Below are 20097 nucleotides of genomic sequence, written 5' to 3'. Positions count from 1 at the left end.
CACCGACGCTTAGAAGTCGGCGCCGCCCCAACCGACGGGCGTGAACGTCGAGTGCCGCTTCTTCGGGCCGTTCCGCGAGGCCGTCGGCGAGGAACGGGTGACCGTCGACGCCGACGTCGAGACGTACGGCGACCTCCTCGCGCTGCTGGAGGACCGCTACCCGGCGCTCGACGGTCGTCTCCTCGACGCCGACGGGACCGGCCTCGCCGGGCGAACCGTCGTCAGCCGGAACACGACGGACATCCGCCACCTCGACGGGGTCGACACGCCCGTCGAGCCCGGCGACGTCGTCCGTGCGATCCCCTCGGTGTACGGCGGCTGACCGCGGGTAAGGCGGGTCGTCCCCGACCAGCCGTCGAGTCACCGGCCCGCATCGCTTTTGACGGTTCCGGGCGAAGGGACCGTATGAAGCCACACCTTCTCCTCGCCGCAGGGTGTCTCGGCCTGATAGAGGTCCTCGCCCCGAAACGGGTCGTCGCGCTCTTCACGCAGGCCGCGTACCGGAACGCCGACGACGCCGAGCCGCGCGACTGGTTCTACACGGTCGCCCGTCTCGAAGGGGCCCTCCTCGTCGTCGTCGCGCTCGTGGGGCTGTTCAAGGCGGCCCGCACTCCCGCCGAGGTCGACGACCCCGACGCCACCGCTGTCGAGACGTCGGAAGACACCGCGGACGCGCGGTAGACCGGCTACACCCGCGCTTCCCGCCGTGCCGCCAGCAGGGTTACGACGAGTGCGATCAGGGCCGCGAGGACGCCGAACCCGACGGCGTCGTCGTCGGAGTCGGAGGGTTCGACCGGTTCCCCGGGCTCGACCGGGGGGAAGCGGTCGTCGCCGTACTCCACGGTGGGGGCGTCCGGGACGCCCGGGTCCGCGCCCTCGTCCGGGTCGGGGTCGGGCCGGTCGAGATCGATGTCGGGGCGGAGCTCGAACACCGATTCCGATTCGAGCGCGTGGACGATCGTGAGGGTCGTCCCGTTCCGCTCGACGCCGTACGCCCCGCGGAACTCGCCGTCCGCGACGTAGTACGTCCCGTCCGCCCGGTGTTCGGCGTCGCGGTCGCCGGCATCGAGCACCTGCAGGTACGCTTCCTGGAACGTCACCGCGTCGGCGGCGGTCTCCCATTCGATCACCCACACGTAGCCGTCGCGTTCTGCACCGTTCGTACCGTCCACGTCGCCCGCACCGTCCGCGTCACCACCGCCGTCCGCGTCGTTGCGGTACGGGTACAGCTCGTCGTTCGCCCACCCGTTCGTCACCGGATGCGAGTAGTTGTAGTCCTGGTACGGATGGTTCGTGTCGAACAGGTCGTTGTGGTCCATCACGCCGGCGCCGTAGGCGCTCGACTGGTACCACAGCGAGACGAACAGCGACGCCTCCCCGACGGTGTCCGCCCCGTCGACGCCGGCGTTCTCGTACGTCTCCCAGCCGCCCTCGGCCGTGTCGACGAACTCGATCGGGGTCGGCTCGAACGGTTCGCGGTGGATCGTCTCGCGGGTGGTCGCCGGCGGGTCGGCCATGAGCTCGTCGACGGCGTCCCACCCGCCGGCCTCGATCAGCTCGTCGACGTACGGCGCGCCGTCGGAGTACGGCTGTAACACGGTGAGCAACACCCCGAGGTTCGGCTCGCCGGCGTCGGAGCCGGGCTCGTCGCCGACCCTGTCGGGCGGTTCGGGCGTACACGCCCACTCCTCGGCACAGCGCTCGGCGTACACCGCCTCCAGGTACACCACCTCGCCCTCGACGGCCCCGTCGATGCCGAGGTCAGCGTCCTGTGTCGCCCCGGCGTACCGCGGGTCGCTCAGGTCGTCGTACTGGTCCTGCATCGCGTGACCGAGCTCGTGAAGCAGCGTCGTCGGGGAGACCCTGACGTCCTCCTCGTCGTCGACGACGATCACGATACGGTCCTCGACGGGCGAGTAGAAGCCGGCGACCGCCCCGGAGAACACCTCGTTGATCACCTCCTCGCTCGATTCGTCCTCGCCGATCACGAACAGCGCCTTCCAGACCTGGTCGTTCCAGCGGGCGAACTCGGGATCCGACTCGATGGCAGCCCGGTCCTCGGCGAACCGCTCGCGGGAGACGACGTCGACGGGGACCGCCGACTCGAACGGCCGCTCACGGATCGACTCCACGCGCGCCATCTTGAGGGCCGTCAGATCGGCGAGCTGTTCCTCGGTGAGCCCGTCGCTCCCCTCGCTCTGGTCGATCCCGAGCGCCGCGGGGTCGTCGCTGTGGTGGGCCCCGTTCCAACACCCCACGAGCGCGTTGTCCGCCTCGGTCTCACACTCCGCGGCCGTCTCCGCGACCGCCACCTCGCCGCCGACGCCTCCAACGCCTCCGACGCCGAGAGCCAGGAGCACGACGGCGACGAGGACGACCGAGCGGGTGAGGCCCCGTGTCATGGGGGTTCGTTACGGGTGGCCGCGTAAGTACCTTACCGGTCGTCAGCCGGACGGGGGTTCGTCAGCCTCGTCCCGTACCGAGAACGGTCCGATCGGACCGGGGAGACTAAGCGTCATTGCGGATTGGACCTGCCTCTCTCCTCTCAAAAAATACCAAATTCTTAAACAATATATAAAATATATAGTTAGCACATTCGAGAGTGCGTGAGAGTCAAGAAGAGGATCGACGACGTGACGATGGTACTCGATGAGCACAGAGAAGTAGTGTTACAAATACTGTATTTGAGGCCCTTATAAGCCTATTTCATGGATCAGTTGGATCGTGGCCATCGATGGCATACGAAATCCAGTAAATGATCGGGTCGACATCACTATATGTAGTCAAACCGTATGTTCTACAGAATACTCATAATAAATATACTTTATACGATCCGTTCAGATCCGTTCGGGCCGCAGACGAGCACCCGGAAGCCGCGCGGTTCTGCGGGCATCGGCAGCGAGAGGGTCCCAGCATCGACAGCGAGAGAGTTCCCCGACTTGCCGGCGTTCAGGACCCTCGATCCTCCGGACCCGATGGTTTATGTGTTCTCGCTCGGTCAGTGCCGTATGTACGTCGACCTAGACGGACACGTAGCGGTAGTTACCGGGGCGGGAGCGGGGATCGGACGGGCGACCGCGGATCTCCTGTCGTCGTGCGGGGCGACGGTCGTCGGGCTCGACATCGACGCCGAGCCACACGACGACGGCGATCACTTCGACGACGTCGTCGCCGAGGGGACCCTCGTGGTCGGCGACGTCTCGGAGCCGGACGACGTCGACGAGCTGTTCGCCGCCGCCCGGGAGTACGGGGAGCCGTCGATCGCGGTCAACAACGCCGGCATCGGGAGCCGCGGGACGATCCAGGACGTCGACCTCGAGATGTGGCGTACGATGTACCGGATCCACGTCGAGGGCGCGTATCACGTGTGCCGTCGTGCCCTCCCCGCGATGGTGGAGGCGGGTGACGGGCGGATCGTCAACATGGCCTCCGTCGGCGCGCTCGTCCCCTACCGGCAGTCGGCGGACTACGCGTCCGCGAAGGGAGCGCTCGTCAGCATGACGCGACAGCTGGCGGCGGACCACTCCGAACACGGGGTGCGGGTGAACGCGGTCGCCCCCGGGATCATCCGCGCCGGCCTGGAAAAGGAGGACCTCGTCGGCAAGACCGCCGACGAACTCGGCGACCAGGCCCGACTCGTCAGCGCGACACAGCGGACGCTGTTGCCGTATATCGGAAACCCGGAGGACGTCGCCGAGGCGGTGACGTTCCTCTGTAGCGACGCCGCACGGTTCATCACTGCACAGGTGCTGCCGGTCGACGGCGGCTGGTCCGTCTAGGCACGCGCGACGAAAGCCGAGACCCGCCGGCGGGGGAGGGCCGAACCGTTCCCCCGATCGTGGCTCAGTCCTCGTGCTCGTCGAGGAACCGGTCGGCGATCCGCTGGGCGCGATCGAGGTGATGGATCACCCGGTTCCGGGAGCGCCGGACCGAAACCCGTTCGAAACACTGCTGTTGTGCCGAGGAGCCCGCGTTGATCCCGTCCGACCGAAGCCCCGGAAGCGGCGCGTACGCCACCGCTGGCTCCTGTTCGTACGGCGGTCGGTCCATGTACAGCGCGGGGATCAACACGTTGCCGAGCGCCACCTGGACGTCCTCCGCGGCGGCGAGGCTTCCCGCGCCCTCGGCCTCCTCGGCGGCCCCCTCGATGACGTCGTTCACCCGCTCGATCGTTCCGCGAAGCCGCTCGATCCGCTCCCGCTCCGGGGCGAAGTCGACGTCGAACGACAGCGTCTCGGTCGCGTCCGACAGCGTCTCCTCGATGTCGTCAACGGTGGCGGTGTAGTCGTGTGGCAGTACCGGCGACTCACAGATCCGCGCGGCGAGCGCGACGTACAGCTTCGTCTCCTCGTGGAGCACGTCGAAGTCGACTTTGTCGCGGGTGTCCGCCGGCGTGTGCCACCACCATCCCCCGCCGATCGGCCCGCCCTCCTCGGTCCCCGGATCGAGGCGTCCGCCGGACAGCAGCGAGCTCAGCCCCGTCCCCCAGAACGACTGGTCCGAGTTCCGCGCCGGCCGGTCGCTGCTCCCCAACCAGCTGTCGTCCCCCTCGCGGAGATCGAAGTCGGTGGCGGTACGCATCGCGTCGAGATGCTCGTCCTCCAGCTCCGCCATGTGTTGGAACCACAGCGAGTCGGCACCGTTGAGCCCGGGGAGGTCGATGTGGAGGTAGGCGACGCCGTTCTCCCGCAGGTCGTTCCAGTACTCGTCGGCGTACCACGCGCTGCCGGCGTACCGGCCGGTCGAGTGGGCCGACCAGAAGCCGAAGACGAGCCCGCGTTTCGGCTCGCGCTCCGCGAACAGCCGCGCGAGCTCCAGCGTCGTCGCCACCGCCGTCGCGTTGTCCGTCACCCCCTCGTGCCACGAGTCGACGTGGTTGCCGACGACGAAGTAGCGGTCGCTCCCGCTCCCGTCGATGCGGCCGACCGGACACGGCAGCGTCCGCAGCTCCGTCGTCACCGACGTCCGAACCGTCAGCTCGACCGGTCCCGAATCGAGTTTCTCCCCGAGCCACTCGCCGGCCTCCTTCGACACCTCGGCGACGGGGATATCCGGGAAGTCGTCGACCTGCGAGGGCGTCGGCGTCCCCCACACCGGGCTGACGATCATCTCGTGGAGGTGCCCCTCGGTCGGCGACACGAAGACGACCCCCGCGGCCCCGGCGTCGTCGAGGAGTCCGACCGGGTCCGGCGTCGGCAACCCCTCGACGACGGCGATCCGGCCCCGAACCGGGGTGGCCCGAACGGTTTCCGGCGTCACCTCCCCGAGACGGACGGCCTCCGCGTGGACCCCGCCCGGGGGCGTGCTCGCGCTGAACGAGACCGTGATCGCGTCGTCGAACCGCCTCGCCGTCGGCACGGTGACTTCGACACCCGCGTCCTCCGGGACGCTGACGTAGCTCTCGTGTTCGAGTATCTCGGCGTCGACGCCGTACGAGTCGAGCGTGTCGACGATGTACTCGCTGGCGATCCGCTCGCCGCTCGTTCCGGCGACGCGGGTGAGGTCGCTCAACGCGTCCACGTGGCGCTCGAGCTCCGACCCGTCGATCGCTTCGATAACCTCTCGTTCCGTCGTTCTGTCGATCGGCGTTAACATGACTGTGTCCGTGGGGGAGGGGATGTGTTCGTCGTCGTTGGCGTCATCGTTGTCGTCGTTGGCGTCATCGTCGTTGGCGTCATCGTTGTCGTCGTTGGCGTCATCGTTGTCGTCATCGTTGTCGTCGTCATCGTCGTTGGCGCCATCGTTGTCATCGTCGTTGGCGTCATCGTCGTCGCCCGGGGGTTCCGGGGACCGTTCCGTGGCTACTCGTCCTCCGAGAACATCGGATCGAGCCCGAGGTCCTCGCGCATCGCCTGGGCGATGCTCCCGCCCTTCGAGAGCAGGAGCCCGATCTGGGTCGCCTCCTCGTGATACGTGTTGAGGTAGTCCAGGTAGTCGGCGATCGCGTCACGAACCTCCGGGGCGATGACGTGGTAGTTCGACTGGTACGTCTCGGTGATCTCCTCGTACGGCTCCTTCAGGTCGGACTCGTTGCCGAACGCCAGTCGCTCCGTCTGGTCCTTGAAGTGCCGCTCGCTGAGGGAGACGCACTGTCGATTGAGGCTCACGACGGCCGCCATGATCTCCCGATAGGCGTCGAGGCGGCGCTCCAACAGGACGTCCCGCCGCCGGCTGGTCAACGCGCCGGTCCGTTCGACCCGGAGTGCGGCCCAGACGGCGACCGCCGCGAGCGTCGCGCCCGCGAGGGCGAGCAGCGTGAGCGAGAGCGTGATGAGCATGTGTCGTCGAGTCACACGATGTCGAACGTCTTCTTCTCTTCGAAGTCCGGCTCGATGTCGTCCATCGTCTCCTCGACCGCGTCGTCGTAGAGGTGACACGCGACGCGCTGCTCGACGGGCCCGTCCATCGCTACCAACCGGGGTTTCTCCTCGCACCGCTCGAACCGGTACGGACACCGGTCCTTAAACGAGCAGCCCTCGATCCCGCCGTACCTGTCGACGACCTCGCTCGGGATCCGCACGCGTTCCCGCTTCGTGAGCGGGTCCGACCGCGGGACCGCCGACACCAACGCTTGCGTGTACGGGTGCTTCGGGTCCTGTAACACCGCGTCCGAGTCGCCGATCTCGGCCAGCTCTCCCTGGTACATGATCCCGATGCGGTCACACACGTATCGGAGCAGCGAGAGGTCGTGTGAGATGTACAACACCGTCACCCCCTGCTCCTCGACGAGCTTTTTGAACACGCGCAACAGCCCGGCACGAACGGAGACGTCGAGCATCGACGTCGGCTCGTCGGCGACGATGAACTCGGGGTCCAACACGAGCGCCCGGGCGATGGCGATCCGCTGTCGCTGTCCGCCGCTGAGCTCGTGGGGGAACCGGTCGAGGTACTCCGCCGCCGGCGTCAGCCCGCTCTGCTCGAGACAGTTGCTGATCTTCGCCTCGAACCCCTCCTCGGGGACGATCCCGTGGATCTTCAGCGGCTCGCCGACCCATTTCCGGATCGTGAACCGGTCGTTGATCGACTCGAACGGGTCCTGGAAGATGATCTGAGCCCGTCGACGGTACGCCTTCAGCTCGGGACCGGACAGCCCGGCGATGTCGATCCGGTCGTCGCCGAACGTCATCGTCCCGTCCGTCACCTCCACGAGGTGCGTGAGACACTTCCCCGTCGTCGTCTTCCCGCAGCCGGACTCGCCCGCGAGCCCGAGGATCTCCCCTTTACGGATGTCGAAGTCGACGCCGTCGACGGCGTGGACGCGCCGTTGCTCGCCGCGGAGCTTCTTGAGGAGCCCCGTGTCGACCGGGTAGTGCTTTTTCAGCCCGCGGACTTCCATTAGAGTTTCAGCCATACTTCCTCCTTGTCGACGACGTCCTGGTAGCGGTCCCGGATCGGTTCCTCCTCGCTCACGAAGCAGGCGGCGCGTTGACCGTCGCCGCGTTCCGTGAGCGGCGGCGCCTCCTCGGCACATCGCGGCTCGCGGTACGGACACCGCTCGTAGAACCGACACCCCGTGGGCGGGTCGTGTAGGTCCGGCGGCTGTCCCGGCATCGTTATCAGCTCCTCCTGGCCACCCTCTATCGTCGGGAACGCGTTGAGCAGCCCCAGCGTGTACGGGTGTTCCGGTTCGACGAACACCTTCTCGATCGGCCCGGTCTCGACGAGCTCCCCGCCGTACATCACCCCGACCTTGTCGCAGGTCTCCGCGACGACGCTGATGTCGTGTGTGATGATGAAAAGCGAGCTCCCGAGGGTTTTCAACAGCGTATCGATCTCCTCGAGGATGTGGTCCTGCGTGATCACGTCGAGCGCGGTCGTGGGCTCGTCGGCGATGATGAGCCCGGGCTGTAACGCGAGCGCCATGGCGATCATCGCCCGCTGGCGCATCCCGCCAGAGAGCTGGTGCGGGTACGAATCGACGCGCGCGCGTTCGAGCCCGACCATCTCGACGAGGTCGGCCGCACGCTCCTTTGCGGCCGCCTCCGAGGTGTCCTCGTGTGTCCGGATCGCTTCGACGATCTGGTGGCCGATGCTGTACACCGGGTCCAGCGCGTTCATCGCGCTCTGGCTGATAAAGGAGATCTCGGCCCAACGGATCTCGTTGAGCGCTTTTTCGTCCATTCCGACGAGGTCGACGCCGTCAAGCGTGATCTCCCCGCCGGTGATCGAACCGTTGTCCGGAAGCAGCCGAAGGATGCTCTTCGCGATCGTCGATTTCCCGCAGCCGCTCTCACCGACTAGCCCGAACCGTTCGTTCTCCTCGATACTGAAGGAGACGTCGCTGACCGCCTTGATCGGGCCCTCCTTCGTCTGATACTCCACGTCGAGATTGGATACGTTAAGTAGTGACATCGATTACACCTCCCGCAGCTGCGGGTTGACCACTTCCTCGATACCTTGTGCGATCAGGTACACCGACAGGACGAGCAGGCTGATGGCGATCCCCGGGGGGAAGATCCAGAACCAGAGCCGCTGGTCGAGCGCCTGGCTGTTGTAGGCCGCCTGCAGCATGGCCCCCCAGCTGATCATCTCGTGGTCGCTGAAGCCGAGGAACGCGAGCCCCGCCTCCGCGAGGATCGCCCACCCGATGGCGAACACCGAGTACAGCACCGCCGTCGGCAACACCTTCGGGAAGATGTGGTGGACGATGATCCGCGCGTCGCTGGCCCCGCTGGCGCGGGCGGCGTCGATCACTGCGAGCTCGCGTATCGAGATCACCTCCGCCCGGATCACCCGGGCGGTCTCCCGCCAGAGGATGAGCGAGATCGCGAGGATGATGTTCCACAGGCTCGCGCCGAGCACGATCACCAACACGATCGCGAACGGGAGGAACGGCACGCCGTACGCGAGGTCGACGAGCCGCATGATCGCGTTCCCGGCATTGCCGCCGTAGTAGCCCGCGACGATGCCGGCGAACGTGCCGATCCCGCCGACGAAGAACGCCGTCAGTATCCCCGCGATCAGCGCGACGCGCGTCCCGAGGATGACCTGTGAGAGCACGTCATACGCGGACGCGGTCGTTCCGAGCGGGTTGTCAAGGGACGGGGCCGCGTTCCGGTCCCACGACCCGTCGTCGGCGATCTGCCGCTCGTACGCACCGTGCGGCGCGAGCAGCGGCGCGAACAGCCCGACGATGAGGAACAGGGCCAGAAGCACCATCCCGATCCGCGCGAGCCGGTTGCTGTTGACGATGTCGAACACGCCCCGCGCGAACTCGTAGGAGATCCGCGCCTCGCGCTTGACGTCGTCCGAGTCCACCTGCTTCAGCCGCGTGAGGTAGCCGTCGATCCGCCGTGAGATACTCATCCGCGCTCACCGCCGTGTCGCCGTGTCGTCGAGGAGATCATTCTAAGCTCACCCGTGGGTCGAGGTACGAATAGGCCAGGTCCGCGATGAGGTTCATCGTCAACACGGCCGCGGCCATCAGGAGGAACGCGAACTGGGCGACGGGGTAGTCGCTCCGGAACACCGAGTCGACCATGAGCCGACCGACGCCGGGGTACGAGAACACCGTCTCCACCAGCACGTTGCCGCCGAACGAGAACGCGATCCCCACCGCCATCGCCGTGATGACGGGGAGCATCGCGTTGCGTGCGGCGTGTTTGTACATGACGTCGCGCTCGCCGATCCCCTTCGCGATACAGACGTCGATGAAGTCCTCGTTGATGACCTCCAGCATGCTCGTCCGCATGAGCAACAGCGGGAGCCCCATCAGGTAGAACGTCATCGACAGGATCGGGAGGATGATGTGGTGGTAGAAGTCGGGCTCCAACAGCACCGCGAGCCCCGTCGCGTCCACGTTGTGTGACACCATCCCGAAGCTCGGGAACAGCCCGAAGATCCCCGCGCCGAAGAACAGCAGCAGGATGCCGAGCCAGAACCGGGGGGTCGACCGGAACGCGGTCGCCGCCAGCAGCCCGAACGTCTCGGACCGCTCGCCACGGTTCCACGCCATGTACACGCCCCCGAGGATGCCGCCGACGTACGCGATCGTGATCGCCGGAATCGTGAGGAACAGGCTGTTGAGCATCCGCTCGAAGACGACGGGGGCGACGTCCGAGCGGTAGTAGAAGCTCACGCCGAAATCCAGCGTGAGGATGTTGATCATGTATCGATAGTACTGTACGTATAACGGTTCATCGAGCCCGAAACTCGCCCGGATCCGTTCCAGCTGTTCGCCGTCCATCCCGGGGGCCATGAACAGCGACGCCGGGTCCCCGACCATCCGGAACAGGAAGAAGACGACGCTCGCGATGACGAAGAACGTCACCACGGTGCCGACGATCCGCCTCAGTATGTACGTTTTGAAGTCCATAATCGTGTGTGAGACCGAGAGAACCGATTACGCGTCCGGCGGGTAGTAGATCTGGTCTTCGGTGACGGTGAATCCGTCCTCCTCGAGGATCTCGATCGCGTCCTCGCGGCTCATCTCGTGCCACTTCGTCACGTCCGGGTTGTGCCAGAAGTCCAGGACGGGGCTGATCGGCGAGATCGCCTCCTCGGCGTAGCCGCGCCAGATCTCGTTGACGATCGTCTCCTTCGGGATCATGATCGACATCGCCTGGCGGACGGACTCGCGGTCCATCGGTTCGACGTTCGTCTTCATCGCCCACTCGTCGTAACCGACGGACGTCGAGGAGACGAACGTCAGGTGGTCCTGCTCCTCCGCGAGGTCGCTCAGCACGTCCGGGTCCGCGTCGCTCTCGATGACGAAGTCGATCTCCTCGTTGCGGAGCGCGGTCGTTAACGCGGACGGGCTCTCGATCGTCTGGATGAACACGGAGTCGATGTCCGGCGTGGCGACGGGGTGACTGTCGCGAACGGTCAGCCTGACGCCGGTCCCGCGACGCCACTCGTCGAACTCGTACGGACCGCTGCCGACGAGCTGTCCGTCCGTGAGATCGCTCTCGACCGGCGAGAACTCGCCGGGAGTCTCGACCCCGTCGACCTCGTCGGGGACCCGGCTCCAGATGTGTTCGGGGAGGATGTGGATCCGCGAGAACGCGTCGTTGAAGATCGGCGCGTCGGGCTCCTCTAGCTCGAACGTCACGACGTTGCCGTCGGCGTACACCTCGTCGATGACGGCGACCGCGCCGCTGAAGAACGCGATCTCGTACTCCTGGATGTACTGGTAGGTGAACACCACGTCTTCGGCCGTACACGGCTCGCCGTCGGTGAACTCGTGACCGTCACGGATCGTGAAGTCGATGCGGGTGCTGTCGTCGGAGATCTCCCAGTCCTCGGCCAGCCACGGCTCCGGTAGCCCGTCGTCGCCGACGATCGTGAGGCTGTCGTGGGTGTTCCGCTGGGTGATCATGTTCGTCTCGTTCGCCTGCAGCGGCGTGATGTGCGGGACGTCGAGCGGGTACGCACAGGTCAGCTCCCGGTCGTCGGTGAGCGCCTCGACGCCCATCCACGTGCTGTAGTTGTTCAACCCGAGCCCCGGCACGACCTCGAACCCGTCGAACTTCTCGGAGTTGTACACGTTCGTGAGCTCGTCGTGCTGGATCGGCATCTCGCCCGCGGGCTTGCCGATGATGACCTCCTGTGCCTCGTGGACGAGCGGTTGCCGTTCGTCCGGATCGAGGACTCGCCGCTGTGCTTCCAACGCCTCGTCGATCTCGGGGTCGTCGTTGTGGGTCCAGTTGTACGCGCCGCCGGCGATGTCGGATGAATGGTAGTTGCCCCACAGGAGCGCGTTCGGGTCCAATCGTTCCGGCCGGCCCGTGTACCCGAGGCTGCTGATCTCGAAGTCGTGCTCGAAGAACACGCGGTCGAGCTGTCGGTCCCGACTCAGCGGGTTGTACTCGAGGTTGAAGCCGAGCGAGTTGATCTCCTCGACGATCGTCGTGAGCGTTTCGAACGGGGCCCTGTTCGATTCGGGGTAGCCGAGGACCTCGATCGGTCCGACCGGCTCGCCCCGATCCGGGTCGTCGCCGTCGCCGTCGTCGCCGAGGCAGCCGGCGAGCGAGGTGAACGCCCCGCCGAGCGATGCGGCACCGATGCCACGTAGGAACCGTCGTCGGCCGTCGGTTCCGGCCTCGTCGCTGGTGCTTTCGCTGTCCTCCGGGCGGTCTATGTACATCGTTACCAGATTACGAGGAACTACTTATAAATCTATCGGTGACTTTAGTTCGGGGTCGCGGCCACGTCCCCCGATCGCCGCCGCCGGAGGAAGCGCCCGACCTCGTCGCTCGCCTCCCGGAGCCGGTGTTCGACCCGGTTGTACGCGCGCTGTCGTTTCACCTCCTGAAACCGGTGCATGCGTTCCGTCGCGCCGGTCCTCCCGTCCGCGACGGCCTCGCCGAGCGACGGGAGGAGCCCGATCGGGCCCTTCGGCTCCTGATCGTACTCCTCTCGGTCCATGTACAGCGTGGGAACGAGGAGGTTCCCGAGCCGGACCTGGAGGTCCTCGAACGCGTGGTCGACCGGGTCGGCGACGGTCGTGTTGCGTTCGATCAGGGCGGTCGCCGCCTCGATTCCCTCCTCGAGCTCGTCCAACAGGGGCTCGAGACCGTCGACCCGAGCGGCGTCCCCCTCGGTACGGACGCGGTCGCGGAGCGACCGGCGGAGGTCGTCGACGGTGGCGGTGTAGTCGTGCGGTAGCACCGGCGACTCACAGATCCGCGCGGCGAGCGCGACGTACAGCTTCGTCTCCTCGTGGAGCACGTCGAAGTCCACCTTGTCGCGGGTGTCCGCCGGCGTGTGCCACCACCACCCCCCGCCGATCGGCCCGCCCTCCTCGGTCCCCGGATCGAGGCGCGCGCTCGACAGCAGCGAGCTCAGCCCCGTCCCCCAGAACGACTGGTCCGAGTTCCGCGCCGGCCGACCGACGCTCCCGAGATAGGAGTCGACTCCTTCCTGAAGCCCGAACGAGACCGCCTCGCGGACGGCGTCGAAGTGCTCGTCCTCCAGCTCCGCCATGTGCTGGTACCAGATCTCGTTCGCCCCGGTGAGCCCGGGGAGGTCGATGTGGAGGTAGGCGACGCCGTTCTCCCGTAAGTCCTGCCAGTACTCGTCGGCGTACCACGCACTGCCGGCGTACCGGCCTGTTGAGTGAGCTGGCCAGAAGCCGAAGACGAGCCCGCGTTTCGGCTCGCGCTCCGCGAACAGCCGCGCGAGCTCCAGCGTCGTCGCCACCGCCGTCGCGTTGTCCGTCACCCCCTCGTGCCACGAGTCGATGTGGTTGCCGACCACGAAGTAGCGGTCGCTCTCGCTCCCATTTATACGGCCGACCGGACACGGCAGCGTTCGCAGCTCCGTCGTCACCGACGTCCGAACCGTCAGCTCGACCGGCCCCGCGTCGAGTTTCTCCCCAAGCCACTCGCCCTCCCCGGCCGTCAGCTGGACGACCGGGAGGTCCGGCAGGTCCTCGACCGTCTCGGTCGTCGGCGTCCCCCACACCGGGGAGACGCTCCCCTCGTAGTGGTGTGCGTTCGGCGAGAGACACACCACCGCCGCCGCCCCGCGGTCGTCCGCCGCGACGGCGAGCGACGGGTTCGGCAGGGAATCGACGAGCGCGACCGCGCCGTCGAGGTCGAGGTGACGTTCGGGATCGAGTAGGTCGTCGGCATCGACGGCGACGAGCTCCCCGTGCACTCCGGGGGGCGGGGTGCTCGCGCCGAACGCGACCGTGATCCCCCGTATCGTCCGTCGGGTCGGGTGCGTGACCGTCACCGCGCCGCGCTCGGGGACGCTCACGTAGCCGTCGAACTCCTCGCACGTGGCGTCGACGCCGTACGAGTCGAGCGTCTCCATGACGTAGTCGGCCGCACGCCGCTCGTCCTCGCTTCCCGAGACCCGTTCGAGTCCGACGAGCGCGTCGACGTGACGTCGCAGCTCGTCCGGATCGATCGCCTCCGCGAGATCGGTCTCCGTCGTTCTGTCTATTGGCTCGATCATCGGTTGTACCGGATCGTTGGGAGCAAGGCCGAGGATATAACTCTATGTGGTCGTGACAACGTAACGAAGCGTCACCAGTCCGTGCTCGCGCTCTTCACGCCGAACGATTCGGTCCCCGAGAACCGCGACGGGTCGTACGGTTCGGTCGCGAAGTCGGTGTCGACGCCCGTGACGAGGTCGGCGATCAGGCGTCCGGCGAACGGCGATCGGGCGACCCCGCCCCCGTTGAAGCCGGCACAGACGTAAAAGCCCGGAACGGCCGTCTCGCCGATCAGCGGGCGACGGTCCGGCGTCGCGGTACAGCGGCCGGCCCAGTCGTTCACGAGCCGAGCGTCGTCCAGCGCGTCGGCGATACGCCAGGAGCGCTCGGAGACCTCACGGAGGAACGCCTCCCGGGCCCTCGTCGAGAACGCGTCGGGGTCGGGGATCTCCGTCGAAGTCCCGCCGCCGACGAGGACGTCGCCGTTCAGCTCCTGCCGGCCGTACAGCCCGAGGTCCGGACAGTGGAACATCGGGATCTCGATCGGCTCGTGCGTCTCGAGGACGGCGATCTGGCTCGTTCGCGGCTTCACCGGGAGCGGCACGTCCAGCATCGAGCCGACGGTCCCGCTCCACGCGCCGGCCGCGTTAACGACGACGTCGGCCGCGTACGCGTCGGCGGCGGTCGTGACCGTGAAGCCGTCCCCCGACCCGGCCCGGTCGAGACCCGTGACTTCCTCCAAGCGAACCGTCGCGCCCGCGTCCTCCGCCTCCGATACGAGGGCCATCGTCAACGCGTACGGGTCCGTGTGGACCGCCGAGTCGTACACCAACGCGGCGAGTACCTCGTCGGCGTTGAACGGGCTGCCGGCCTCGGCGAGGTCCGGACCGGACACCAACGAGAGCCGCTCCGGGTCGAGCTCGTGGAGCTCCCGGAGCCGTTCCACCCCTCGCTGGGAGTGCGCGAGGACGTGGTCGACGTCCTCGTGGAGGTCGATCGACCCGTGATCGGCGGCCAGTCGCCGGTGGAAGTCGATGGCGTACCGCCGTATCGGCTCCTCGAACTTCCGCGACGTGTAGGTGCTGAGGTGTCCCGCCGCGCGTCCGCTCGCCTTGCTCGCCGGTCGGTCCTTCTCGAGTAACAGGACGTCGTCGACGCCGGCGTCGAGGAGGTGCCACGCACAGCTGGCACCGATGACCCCGCCGCCGACGACGACCGCGTCGTATGTGAATTCGGTTGACATCGTTAACTACGGCCTCGATCGGTCGGTCGTGGTGCGTCGTCTTTGCGGTAGTGGTTGTGTGTGCCACCCGCATGCCGAGATAAACACGACACCGGCCGTCGCCGGTTACGCGCCATCGTCGAAGGTGAGCACGCGGCGCGGGTTGTCGACGAGGAGCCGGTCGATGGCGTCCCGGTCGACGTCGAGCCCCCGAAGGATGGGGACGACGTTCTCAAGCACGTGTGCGTACCCGAACCCGCCGTAGGCCCGGCGGTGGCACTTGAGGAACACGTCCCCCGAGAGCAGAACCCGGTCGCCGTACCCGTCCTCGATCAGCTCGGCGACGCGCTCGGCACGCTGCACGTCGGACGGCCAGGCGTCCCGGTGTTCGGGCTTGTAGAGGTACGTCTTCTGTCCGAAGATGTCGTACTCCACGTACGCCCCTCGCTCCGCGATCCGCCGCTGGTAGTCGAGGCTCTCGTACCAGTACGACATGTCCATGTGGCCGATCACGACGCGGTCCGGGGAGAGACCCTCTTCCTCGGCGATGTCGAGGACCTCGAGGCCCCACCGAGACGCCGGGGACTCGCCGCGTCCGTGGGAGTCGGGGACCGCCCCGGGCGGGTGGATCGTCAGCGGCGCGCCGGTCTCCGCGGCCGCCCGGGCCGCGCCGCGGAGGACCCGCTCCTCCGCGTCGTGAATCGTCCCGCTGAGGCCGATCTCGCCGATGATCCCGGCACGGACGCTGGTGTCGTCGATCCCGTCGCGGACGTCGCTCGCGAACTCCGCCGCGATGTCGGCGACGGACCGATCGGCGAGACCGTCCGGGTGGACGTTTTGCGTGTAGTAGGCGGTCCCGTGGACCACGTTGACGCCGGTTCGCCGCGCGACCCGGCGGACACGCTCGGGGTCGCCGCCGACGTTCTTCGGCGTCACGTCGACGAACGACTCGCCGCCGGCCTGGACGTACCGCTCGAGCTCGCGGACCGCCTCCTCGACCGAGTCGAGCCGGAGGTTATCCGCGTTCGAGAAGTAGTGTTTGGTGACGTACGCGAGGTTCTCGAGCGTGACCGGCTGCTCCGCGAGCCGCCGTTCGACGGCCGTCTCCGGCTCGGTGTACTTGGCGTCCCGCCAATCGGCGAACAGGTGTTCGTGCGGTACCGTAACCCCGAGGTCCTCCGGGTCGATCCGTCCGTCGACGGTTACGACCGTCCCGTGATCGTCGCTCATGCTGACGGTCGATCCTTGTCAAGCAGTACCAAGTAGTTTCGGGCAGGGGCCGATCACGTCGGGGCGTAGTCCGTCGCGTCGAACGCGGTCCGTCGCGTCGAACGCGGTCCGTCGGCCGATCACCTGAGCGCGGAGCCGCCGTCCACGGCGACGAGCTCCCCGGTCATGTAGGCGGCACCGTCGCCACAGAGGAACTGTATCACCCGTGCGACGTCGTCGGGGTGACCCAACCGCTCCAGCGGGATGGCGTCGGCCGCCTCGGCGAGTCCCTCCTCCGTCCACAGGTCCGAGTCCGTCGCGAGCGGCGTTTCGATCAGTCCGGGGACGACGCAGTTGACGCGGACGTGGGGCGCGAGCTGCTTCGCCAACCCCTTCGTCAGCCCGAACACGCCGGCCTTCGCGGCCGAGTAGTGGACGCCGCCGCTGGCGCTCCCGCGTTTGCCCGCGCCGCTCGAGACGTTGACGAGGTAGCCGTGTTCGCGCTCGTACATGTACGGCGCGGCGGTGTGTGCGAGGTTGTACTGGCTGGTGAGGTTGACGTCGATGATCTCCTGCCAGTCGTCGGGCGCGAGGTCGCCGATCCACGCGTACCGCGAGAAGCCCGCGTTGTTCACGACCGCGTCGATGCGTCCCTCCTCCTCCAAGGCGTCGACGACCGCCGCGACGCGGTCGTGGTCGGTGACGTCACAGCGGTGTGCGCGCACCGCGGGGTCGTCGAACGTCTCCTCGACGTCCGCCGCGACGTCCAGACACGCGACGAGGTCGTACGCGTCGTCCGCGAGAAACCGCTCGACGAGCGCCGCCCCGATCCCGCTCGCTCCGCCGGTCACGACTGCGATTGTCGGCTCGTTGGCCATAGACCCTCATCTACGAGGGAGGTTATAGCCGTTTTCCCGGCCGACACAGGATAGGTATATGTGAACGTAAGACACACAGTCGGTATGACCAACCCAGTGGTCTTCGACTACCTCCCGCCGGGCGTACTGCCCCTCACGAACGACGCGATCGACGACGCGATCGAGCGTGCGAGCCGCGTCGGCCCCGCGGAGGCGACGTGGGACGCGATGCTCGACGAGGGCGTGACACAGCTCCGAACCGACGACGCGTTCGCGGCCCGGCTCCGGGCGGCGTACGACCGCGCCGGCGTCTCCCTCGTCAGCCCGACCGTGTGGAGCTTCGACCCGTCCGTCGGTTTCCGTGAAGGGGTCTACCGCGACCTCGCCCGCTGGACCGCACGGATCGAGGCGCTCGACTGGCTCCGTCCCGTGCGGACGCCGGAGGAGGCCCGGGCGGTCGCCGCCGACGGGGACGTCGGCATCGTCCTCAACGTCCAGAACGCGGGTGCGTTCACGGCCGGAACCGGCTCCCGGGTCGACGACCTGGTGAACGCCGGCGTCCGGATCGTACAGCTCACGTACAACACGCAGAACCACGTCGGCGCGGGCTGTACCGAGCCGTCCGGCTCCGGGCTCTCGAATCACGGCCTCGACGTCGTCGAACGGCTGGACCGTCACGGCGCGGTGATCGACCTCTCACACTGCAACCGCGAGACGACGCTCGACGCCGTCGAGGCGTCGCGGAACCCGGTGTGTGCGACCCACACCCACTGCGGCGCGCTCCACGACCACCCCCGGGCCAAGTCGGACGCCGAGCTGGAGGCGATCGCGGGCTCGGACGGGTACGTCGGCGTCCTCGTGTACCCACACCACTACGACGAGCCGACGTTCGACGCCTTCGCCGACCACCTCGAGCACGCGATCGACGTGCTCGGGATCGACCGGGTCGGCATCGGGACGGACTGGGCGATCACGACCGCGGACGTGCCCGAGTCGCTCCGGCCCGGCGTCGTCTCGTTCATCCGACGGGCGACGGACATGACCGAGGAAACCGAGGAGTACGAGCCGTTCTCGGCGGAGAAGTTCGACACGGCGCTCGGGCGCTTCCGGACGTACGAGGACCGCGGCGTCATCCGCGAGGAGCTCGAAGCCAGGGGGTACGACGAGGACGAGGTCGCCGGTCTCCTCGGCGAGAACTTCGTCGCGTTCTGGGAGCGCGTCCGCGAGGAGTGAGGTCGGTCGGTGCGCGACTCGTCCGAGCACGACTTATTTCGGCACGACTCATCCGAGCGTGACCGTCCCGCACCGTAGCGTCGGTCCCCCGCCCCCGGACTGGTCCCGGGGGCGTCAGAAGCGATCGAGCGAGAACGCGTCGAGCTGCAGATCGGACTCCCCGTCGACGACGAGATCGGCGAGCACCTCGCCGACGACGCTGGCGAACTTGAAGCCGTTCCCGGAGAAGCCGGCCGCGACGTGGACGTTCTCGTCGCCGCCGAGGGTGTCGAGCACGAAGTCGCCGTCCGGCGAGTTGGTGATCATACAGGTCTTCAGCCGCATCGTGGGGCCGGCACCGGCGGGGAAGTACTCCTCGGCGAACCCGCGGAGCAGCTCCTCCTCCTGGATCGTCGGCTCGCGGGACATCTCGTCCGGGTCGACGACCTCGGGGAGCCGCGGCGACCGCCCGAACTTGAACCCGGGGACGTCGTACACCGGGAAGCCGTAGTAGTGGCCGCGGGGCGTGTCGACCGTGAACACCGGGAACGTCCCCGGAGCGAACCGCGAGGGGTGCCTGGGCTGCAGCCACGCCATGACCCGGCGCTCCGGCACGAGGACGTCCCGAAGCGCGGGGACCGTCGCTCCCGCCCACGCCCCGGCCGTGACGACGAGGTCGTCGCCGGCGTACGTGCCCTTCTCGGTGCGGACGCGGACCCCGTCAGCGGTCGCACGCCAGTCGAGAACGCGCTCGCGTGCGCGGATCTCCGCGCCGTTCGCGTGGGCGCGAGCCACCTGGGCGACGATACACGCCTCCGGGTCGAGGAACCCGCCGTCGGCCTGGTGGACGGCCATGTACTCCTCGGGGAGCTCGTAGCCCGGGAACCGCTCGGCGAGCGCGGCCGCGTCGAGGACCTCGTGCTCGACGTCGTGTTCGAGGCAGGCGGCCCGGGCGTCCTCGAAGGCACCCTCCCCCGCCCGGCTCGCGTGTATCGAGCCGGTTCGGTGGAGCAGGCGCTCGTCGACCGACTCCTCGAGCTCGTGCCAGCGCTCGTAGGCACGGTCGATCAGCGGCACGTACGCCGGGCGCTCGGCCTGTACCCGACGGATGATCCGTGAGTTCCCGTGTGAGGACCCCATCTCGTGGGGGATGTCGTATCGTTCGAGCCCGAGGACGTCGACCCCGCGGGCGGCCAGATCCGCGACCGCGGCGCTACCCATTCCGCCGACGCCGACGACGATCGCGTCGTACCGCTCGGTCATCGGTCCGCGTCCTCGCGGACAGCGTCCGGGAGCGTTCCTCGGTCGACGACGAACCCCTCCGCCGCCGTCGGCGACCCCTCTCGAACGCGCGCGGTCGCGTCGACGTCGACCGAGCCGTCGTCGTCGAGGACCACGTCGTACTCCGATTCGGCCGTCGACGGGGAGATCGTCTCCTGTCGAAGGTCTCGCTCGACGTCTTCGGGAGGCCGGTCGCTCGGCGGACCGTAGCCGCCGCCGCCGGTGGTGTACACGTCGACGACCGCGCCCGCCTCCAGCGTGGTGATCCACTTCGACGGGATCGACTCCGTCTCCCCGTCCGGACGGTGGACCTCCGTCCGACACCGCGGTGCCGGCCGTCCCCCCTTTGACATCCTCTCCGCCCTGAAGGGCGAAGATTCCCACGGCACCGCGCCGCTGGATTGGGATGTTTACGGTTTGTAGCGGCCTCGAAA

The 20097-nt window shown here is 67.7% G+C and carries 18 protein-coding genes; 4 read left to right on the top strand and 14 right to left on the bottom strand.

What is annotated here, in order from left to right:
• Positions 1–40 precede the first annotated feature (40 nt).
• Both GRS48_RS03465 and GRS48_RS03460 read left to right on the top strand, forming a co-directional pair.
• Complete coding sequence (locus tag GRS48_RS03465; protein ID WP_321168274.1) at positions 41–322, top strand: ubiquitin-like small modifier protein 1; 282 nt, start codon at positions 41–43, stop codon at positions 320–322.
• A gap of 83 nt (positions 323–405) precedes the next feature.
• Positions 406–681, top strand: a complete 276-nt coding sequence (locus GRS48_RS03460) for a hypothetical protein (protein WP_159483586.1) — start codon at positions 406–408, stop codon at positions 679–681.
• Positions 682–686: 5 nt separating this feature from the next.
• Here GRS48_RS03460 and GRS48_RS03455 read toward each other — a convergent pair whose 3' ends face one another.
• Positions 687–2402 carry an Hvo_1808 family surface protein gene (locus tag GRS48_RS03455; protein WP_159483584.1) on the bottom strand — a complete coding sequence of 572 codons (1716 nt, stop codon included), beginning with the start codon at positions 2400–2402 and terminating at the stop codon, positions 687–689.
• A gap of 606 nt (positions 2403–3008) precedes the next feature.
• Between GRS48_RS03455 and GRS48_RS03450 the strand changes: the two genes are divergently transcribed.
• Positions 3009–3779, top strand: coding sequence for an SDR family NAD(P)-dependent oxidoreductase (locus GRS48_RS03450; protein ID WP_159483582.1), 771 nt, complete (start codon positions 3009–3011; stop codon positions 3777–3779).
• Positions 3780–3843: 64 nt separating this feature from the next.
• On the opposite strand, the gene GRS48_RS03445 is transcribed toward GRS48_RS03450, so the two are convergent.
• The 11 genes from GRS48_RS03445 to GRS48_RS03395 all read right to left on the bottom strand — a co-directional run bounded on the left by GRS48_RS03445 (position 3844) and on the right by GRS48_RS03395 (position 17191).
• Entirely contained in the window at positions 3844–5595 is a 1752-nt protein-coding gene (locus tag GRS48_RS03445; RefSeq protein WP_159483580.1) for a M28 family peptidase, read from the bottom strand.
• A gap of 206 nt (positions 5596–5801) precedes the next feature.
• Positions 5802–6278 (bottom strand): hypothetical protein, encoded by a 477-nt coding sequence (locus tag GRS48_RS03440; RefSeq protein WP_159483578.1) that lies wholly within the window; start codon positions 6276–6278, stop codon positions 5802–5804.
• Between the two features lie 11 nt (positions 6279–6289).
• Positions 6290–7351, bottom strand: coding sequence for an ABC transporter ATP-binding protein (locus GRS48_RS03435; protein ID WP_159483577.1), 1062 nt, complete (start codon positions 7349–7351; stop codon positions 6290–6292).
• Positions 7336–8352 (bottom strand): ABC transporter ATP-binding protein, encoded by a 1017-nt coding sequence (locus GRS48_RS03430; RefSeq protein WP_159483575.1) that lies wholly within the window; start codon positions 8350–8352, stop codon positions 7336–7338. Before GRS48_RS03430 ends, GRS48_RS03435 begins: the two co-directional genes overlap by 16 nt.
• A gap of 3 nt (positions 8353–8355) precedes the next feature.
• Positions 8356–9306, bottom strand: a complete 951-nt coding sequence (locus GRS48_RS03425) for an ABC transporter permease (RefSeq protein WP_159483573.1) — start codon at positions 9304–9306, stop codon at positions 8356–8358.
• Positions 9307–9343: 37 nt separating this feature from the next.
• Positions 9344–10315: an ABC transporter permease gene (locus GRS48_RS03420; RefSeq protein ID WP_159483571.1), complete on the bottom strand. Its 972-nt coding sequence runs from the start codon at positions 10313–10315 to the stop codon at positions 9344–9346.
• 27 nt (positions 10316–10342) lie between these two features.
• Positions 10343–12085 (bottom strand): ABC transporter substrate-binding protein, encoded by a 1743-nt coding sequence (locus tag GRS48_RS03415; protein WP_159483569.1) that lies wholly within the window; start codon positions 12083–12085, stop codon positions 10343–10345.
• Positions 12086–12129: 44 nt separating this feature from the next.
• Positions 12130–13902 (bottom strand): M28 family peptidase, encoded by a 1773-nt coding sequence (locus GRS48_RS03410; RefSeq protein WP_159483567.1) that lies wholly within the window; start codon positions 13900–13902, stop codon positions 12130–12132.
• Between the two features lie 71 nt (positions 13903–13973).
• On the bottom strand, positions 13974–15125 hold the full coding sequence (locus GRS48_RS03405; protein ID WP_159483565.1) for an FAD-binding oxidoreductase: 1152 nt from the start codon (positions 15123–15125) through the stop codon (positions 13974–13976).
• Positions 15126–15230: 105 nt separating this feature from the next.
• Positions 15231–16334 carry a phosphotriesterase gene (locus GRS48_RS03400; RefSeq protein WP_159483563.1) on the bottom strand — a complete coding sequence of 368 codons (1104 nt, stop codon included), beginning with the start codon at positions 16332–16334 and terminating at the stop codon, positions 15231–15233.
• A 119-nt stretch (positions 16335–16453) separates the two neighbouring features.
• Positions 16454–17191, bottom strand: coding sequence for an SDR family NAD(P)-dependent oxidoreductase (locus tag GRS48_RS03395; protein ID WP_159483561.1), 738 nt, complete (start codon positions 17189–17191; stop codon positions 16454–16456).
• Positions 17192–17275: 84 nt separating this feature from the next.
• Between GRS48_RS03395 and GRS48_RS03390 the strand changes: the two genes are divergently transcribed.
• The gene (locus tag GRS48_RS03390) at positions 17276–18403 is read left to right on the top strand and encodes a dipeptidase (RefSeq protein ID WP_159483559.1); all 1128 of its coding nucleotides are present in this window, start codon (positions 17276–17278) and stop codon (positions 18401–18403) included.
• Between the two features lie 114 nt (positions 18404–18517).
• Here GRS48_RS03390 and solA read toward each other — a convergent pair whose 3' ends face one another.
• Both solA and GRS48_RS03380 read right to left on the bottom strand, forming a co-directional pair.
• Positions 18518–19645 carry an N-methyl-L-tryptophan oxidase gene (solA, locus tag GRS48_RS03385; RefSeq protein ID WP_159483557.1) on the bottom strand — a complete coding sequence of 376 codons (1128 nt, stop codon included), beginning with the start codon at positions 19643–19645 and terminating at the stop codon, positions 18518–18520.
• A complete protein-coding gene (locus tag GRS48_RS03380) occupies positions 19642–20016 on the bottom strand; it encodes a hydantoinase B/oxoprolinase family protein (RefSeq protein ID WP_159483555.1) in 375 nt (124 codons plus the stop codon). The genes solA and GRS48_RS03380 overlap by 4 nt, the downstream gene beginning before the upstream one ends.
• Positions 20017–20097: the final 81 nt, after the last annotated feature.

Source organism: Halorubrum sp. JWXQ-INN 858 (assembly GCF_009806985.1).
Lineage (GTDB): Archaea > Halobacteriota > Halobacteria > Halobacteriales > Haloferacaceae > Halorubrum.
This window is presented reverse-complemented; position numbering and strand designations above follow the sequence as displayed.

Excerpts from the sequence above, each read along its gene's own strand:
- GRS48_RS03395 (WP_159483561.1), bottom strand. The coding sequence starts at position 17,191 with ATGGCCAACGAGCCGACAATCGCAGTCGTGACCGGCGGAGCGAGCGGG.
- GRS48_RS03425 (WP_159483573.1), bottom strand. The coding sequence starts at position 9,306 with ATGAGTATCTCACGGCGGATCGACGGCTACCTCACGCGGCTGAAGCAG.
- GRS48_RS03460 (WP_159483586.1), top strand. The coding sequence starts at position 406 with ATGAAGCCACACCTTCTCCTCGCCGCAGGGTGTCTCGGCCTGATAGAG.
- GRS48_RS03430 (WP_159483575.1), bottom strand. The coding sequence starts at position 8,352 with ATGTCACTACTTAACGTATCCAATCTCGACGTGGAGTATCAGACGAAG.
- GRS48_RS03380 (WP_159483555.1), bottom strand. The coding sequence starts at position 20,016 with ATGTCAAAGGGGGGACGGCCGGCACCGCGGTGTCGGACGGAGGTCCAC.
- GRS48_RS03410 (WP_159483567.1), bottom strand. The coding sequence starts at position 13,902 with ATGATCGAGCCAATAGACAGAACGACGGAGACCGATCTCGCGGAGGCG.
- solA (WP_159483557.1), bottom strand. The coding sequence starts at position 19,645 with ATGACCGAGCGGTACGACGCGATCGTCGTCGGCGTCGGCGGAATGGGT.
- GRS48_RS03420 (WP_159483571.1), bottom strand. The coding sequence starts at position 10,315 with ATGGACTTCAAAACGTACATACTGAGGCGGATCGTCGGCACCGTGGTG.
- GRS48_RS03440 (WP_159483578.1), bottom strand. The coding sequence starts at position 6,278 with ATGCTCATCACGCTCTCGCTCACGCTGCTCGCCCTCGCGGGCGCGACG.
- GRS48_RS03450 (WP_159483582.1), top strand. The coding sequence starts at position 3,009 with ATGTACGTCGACCTAGACGGACACGTAGCGGTAGTTACCGGGGCGGGA.
- GRS48_RS03435 (WP_159483577.1), bottom strand. The coding sequence starts at position 7,351 with ATGGCTGAAACTCTAATGGAAGTCCGCGGGCTGAAAAAGCACTACCCG.
- GRS48_RS03405 (WP_159483565.1), bottom strand. The coding sequence starts at position 15,125 with ATGTCAACCGAATTCACATACGACGCGGTCGTCGTCGGCGGCGGGGTC.
- GRS48_RS03455 (WP_159483584.1), bottom strand. The coding sequence starts at position 2,402 with ATGACACGGGGCCTCACCCGCTCGGTCGTCCTCGTCGCCGTCGTGCTC.
- GRS48_RS03445 (WP_159483580.1), bottom strand. The coding sequence starts at position 5,595 with ATGTTAACGCCGATCGACAGAACGACGGAACGAGAGGTTATCGAAGCG.
- GRS48_RS03415 (WP_159483569.1), bottom strand. The coding sequence starts at position 12,085 with ATGTACATAGACCGCCCGGAGGACAGCGAAAGCACCAGCGACGAGGCC.
- GRS48_RS03390 (WP_159483559.1), top strand. The coding sequence starts at position 17,276 with ATGACCAACCCAGTGGTCTTCGACTACCTCCCGCCGGGCGTACTGCCC.
- GRS48_RS03400 (WP_159483563.1), bottom strand. The coding sequence starts at position 16,334 with ATGAGCGACGATCACGGGACGGTCGTAACCGTCGACGGACGGATCGAC.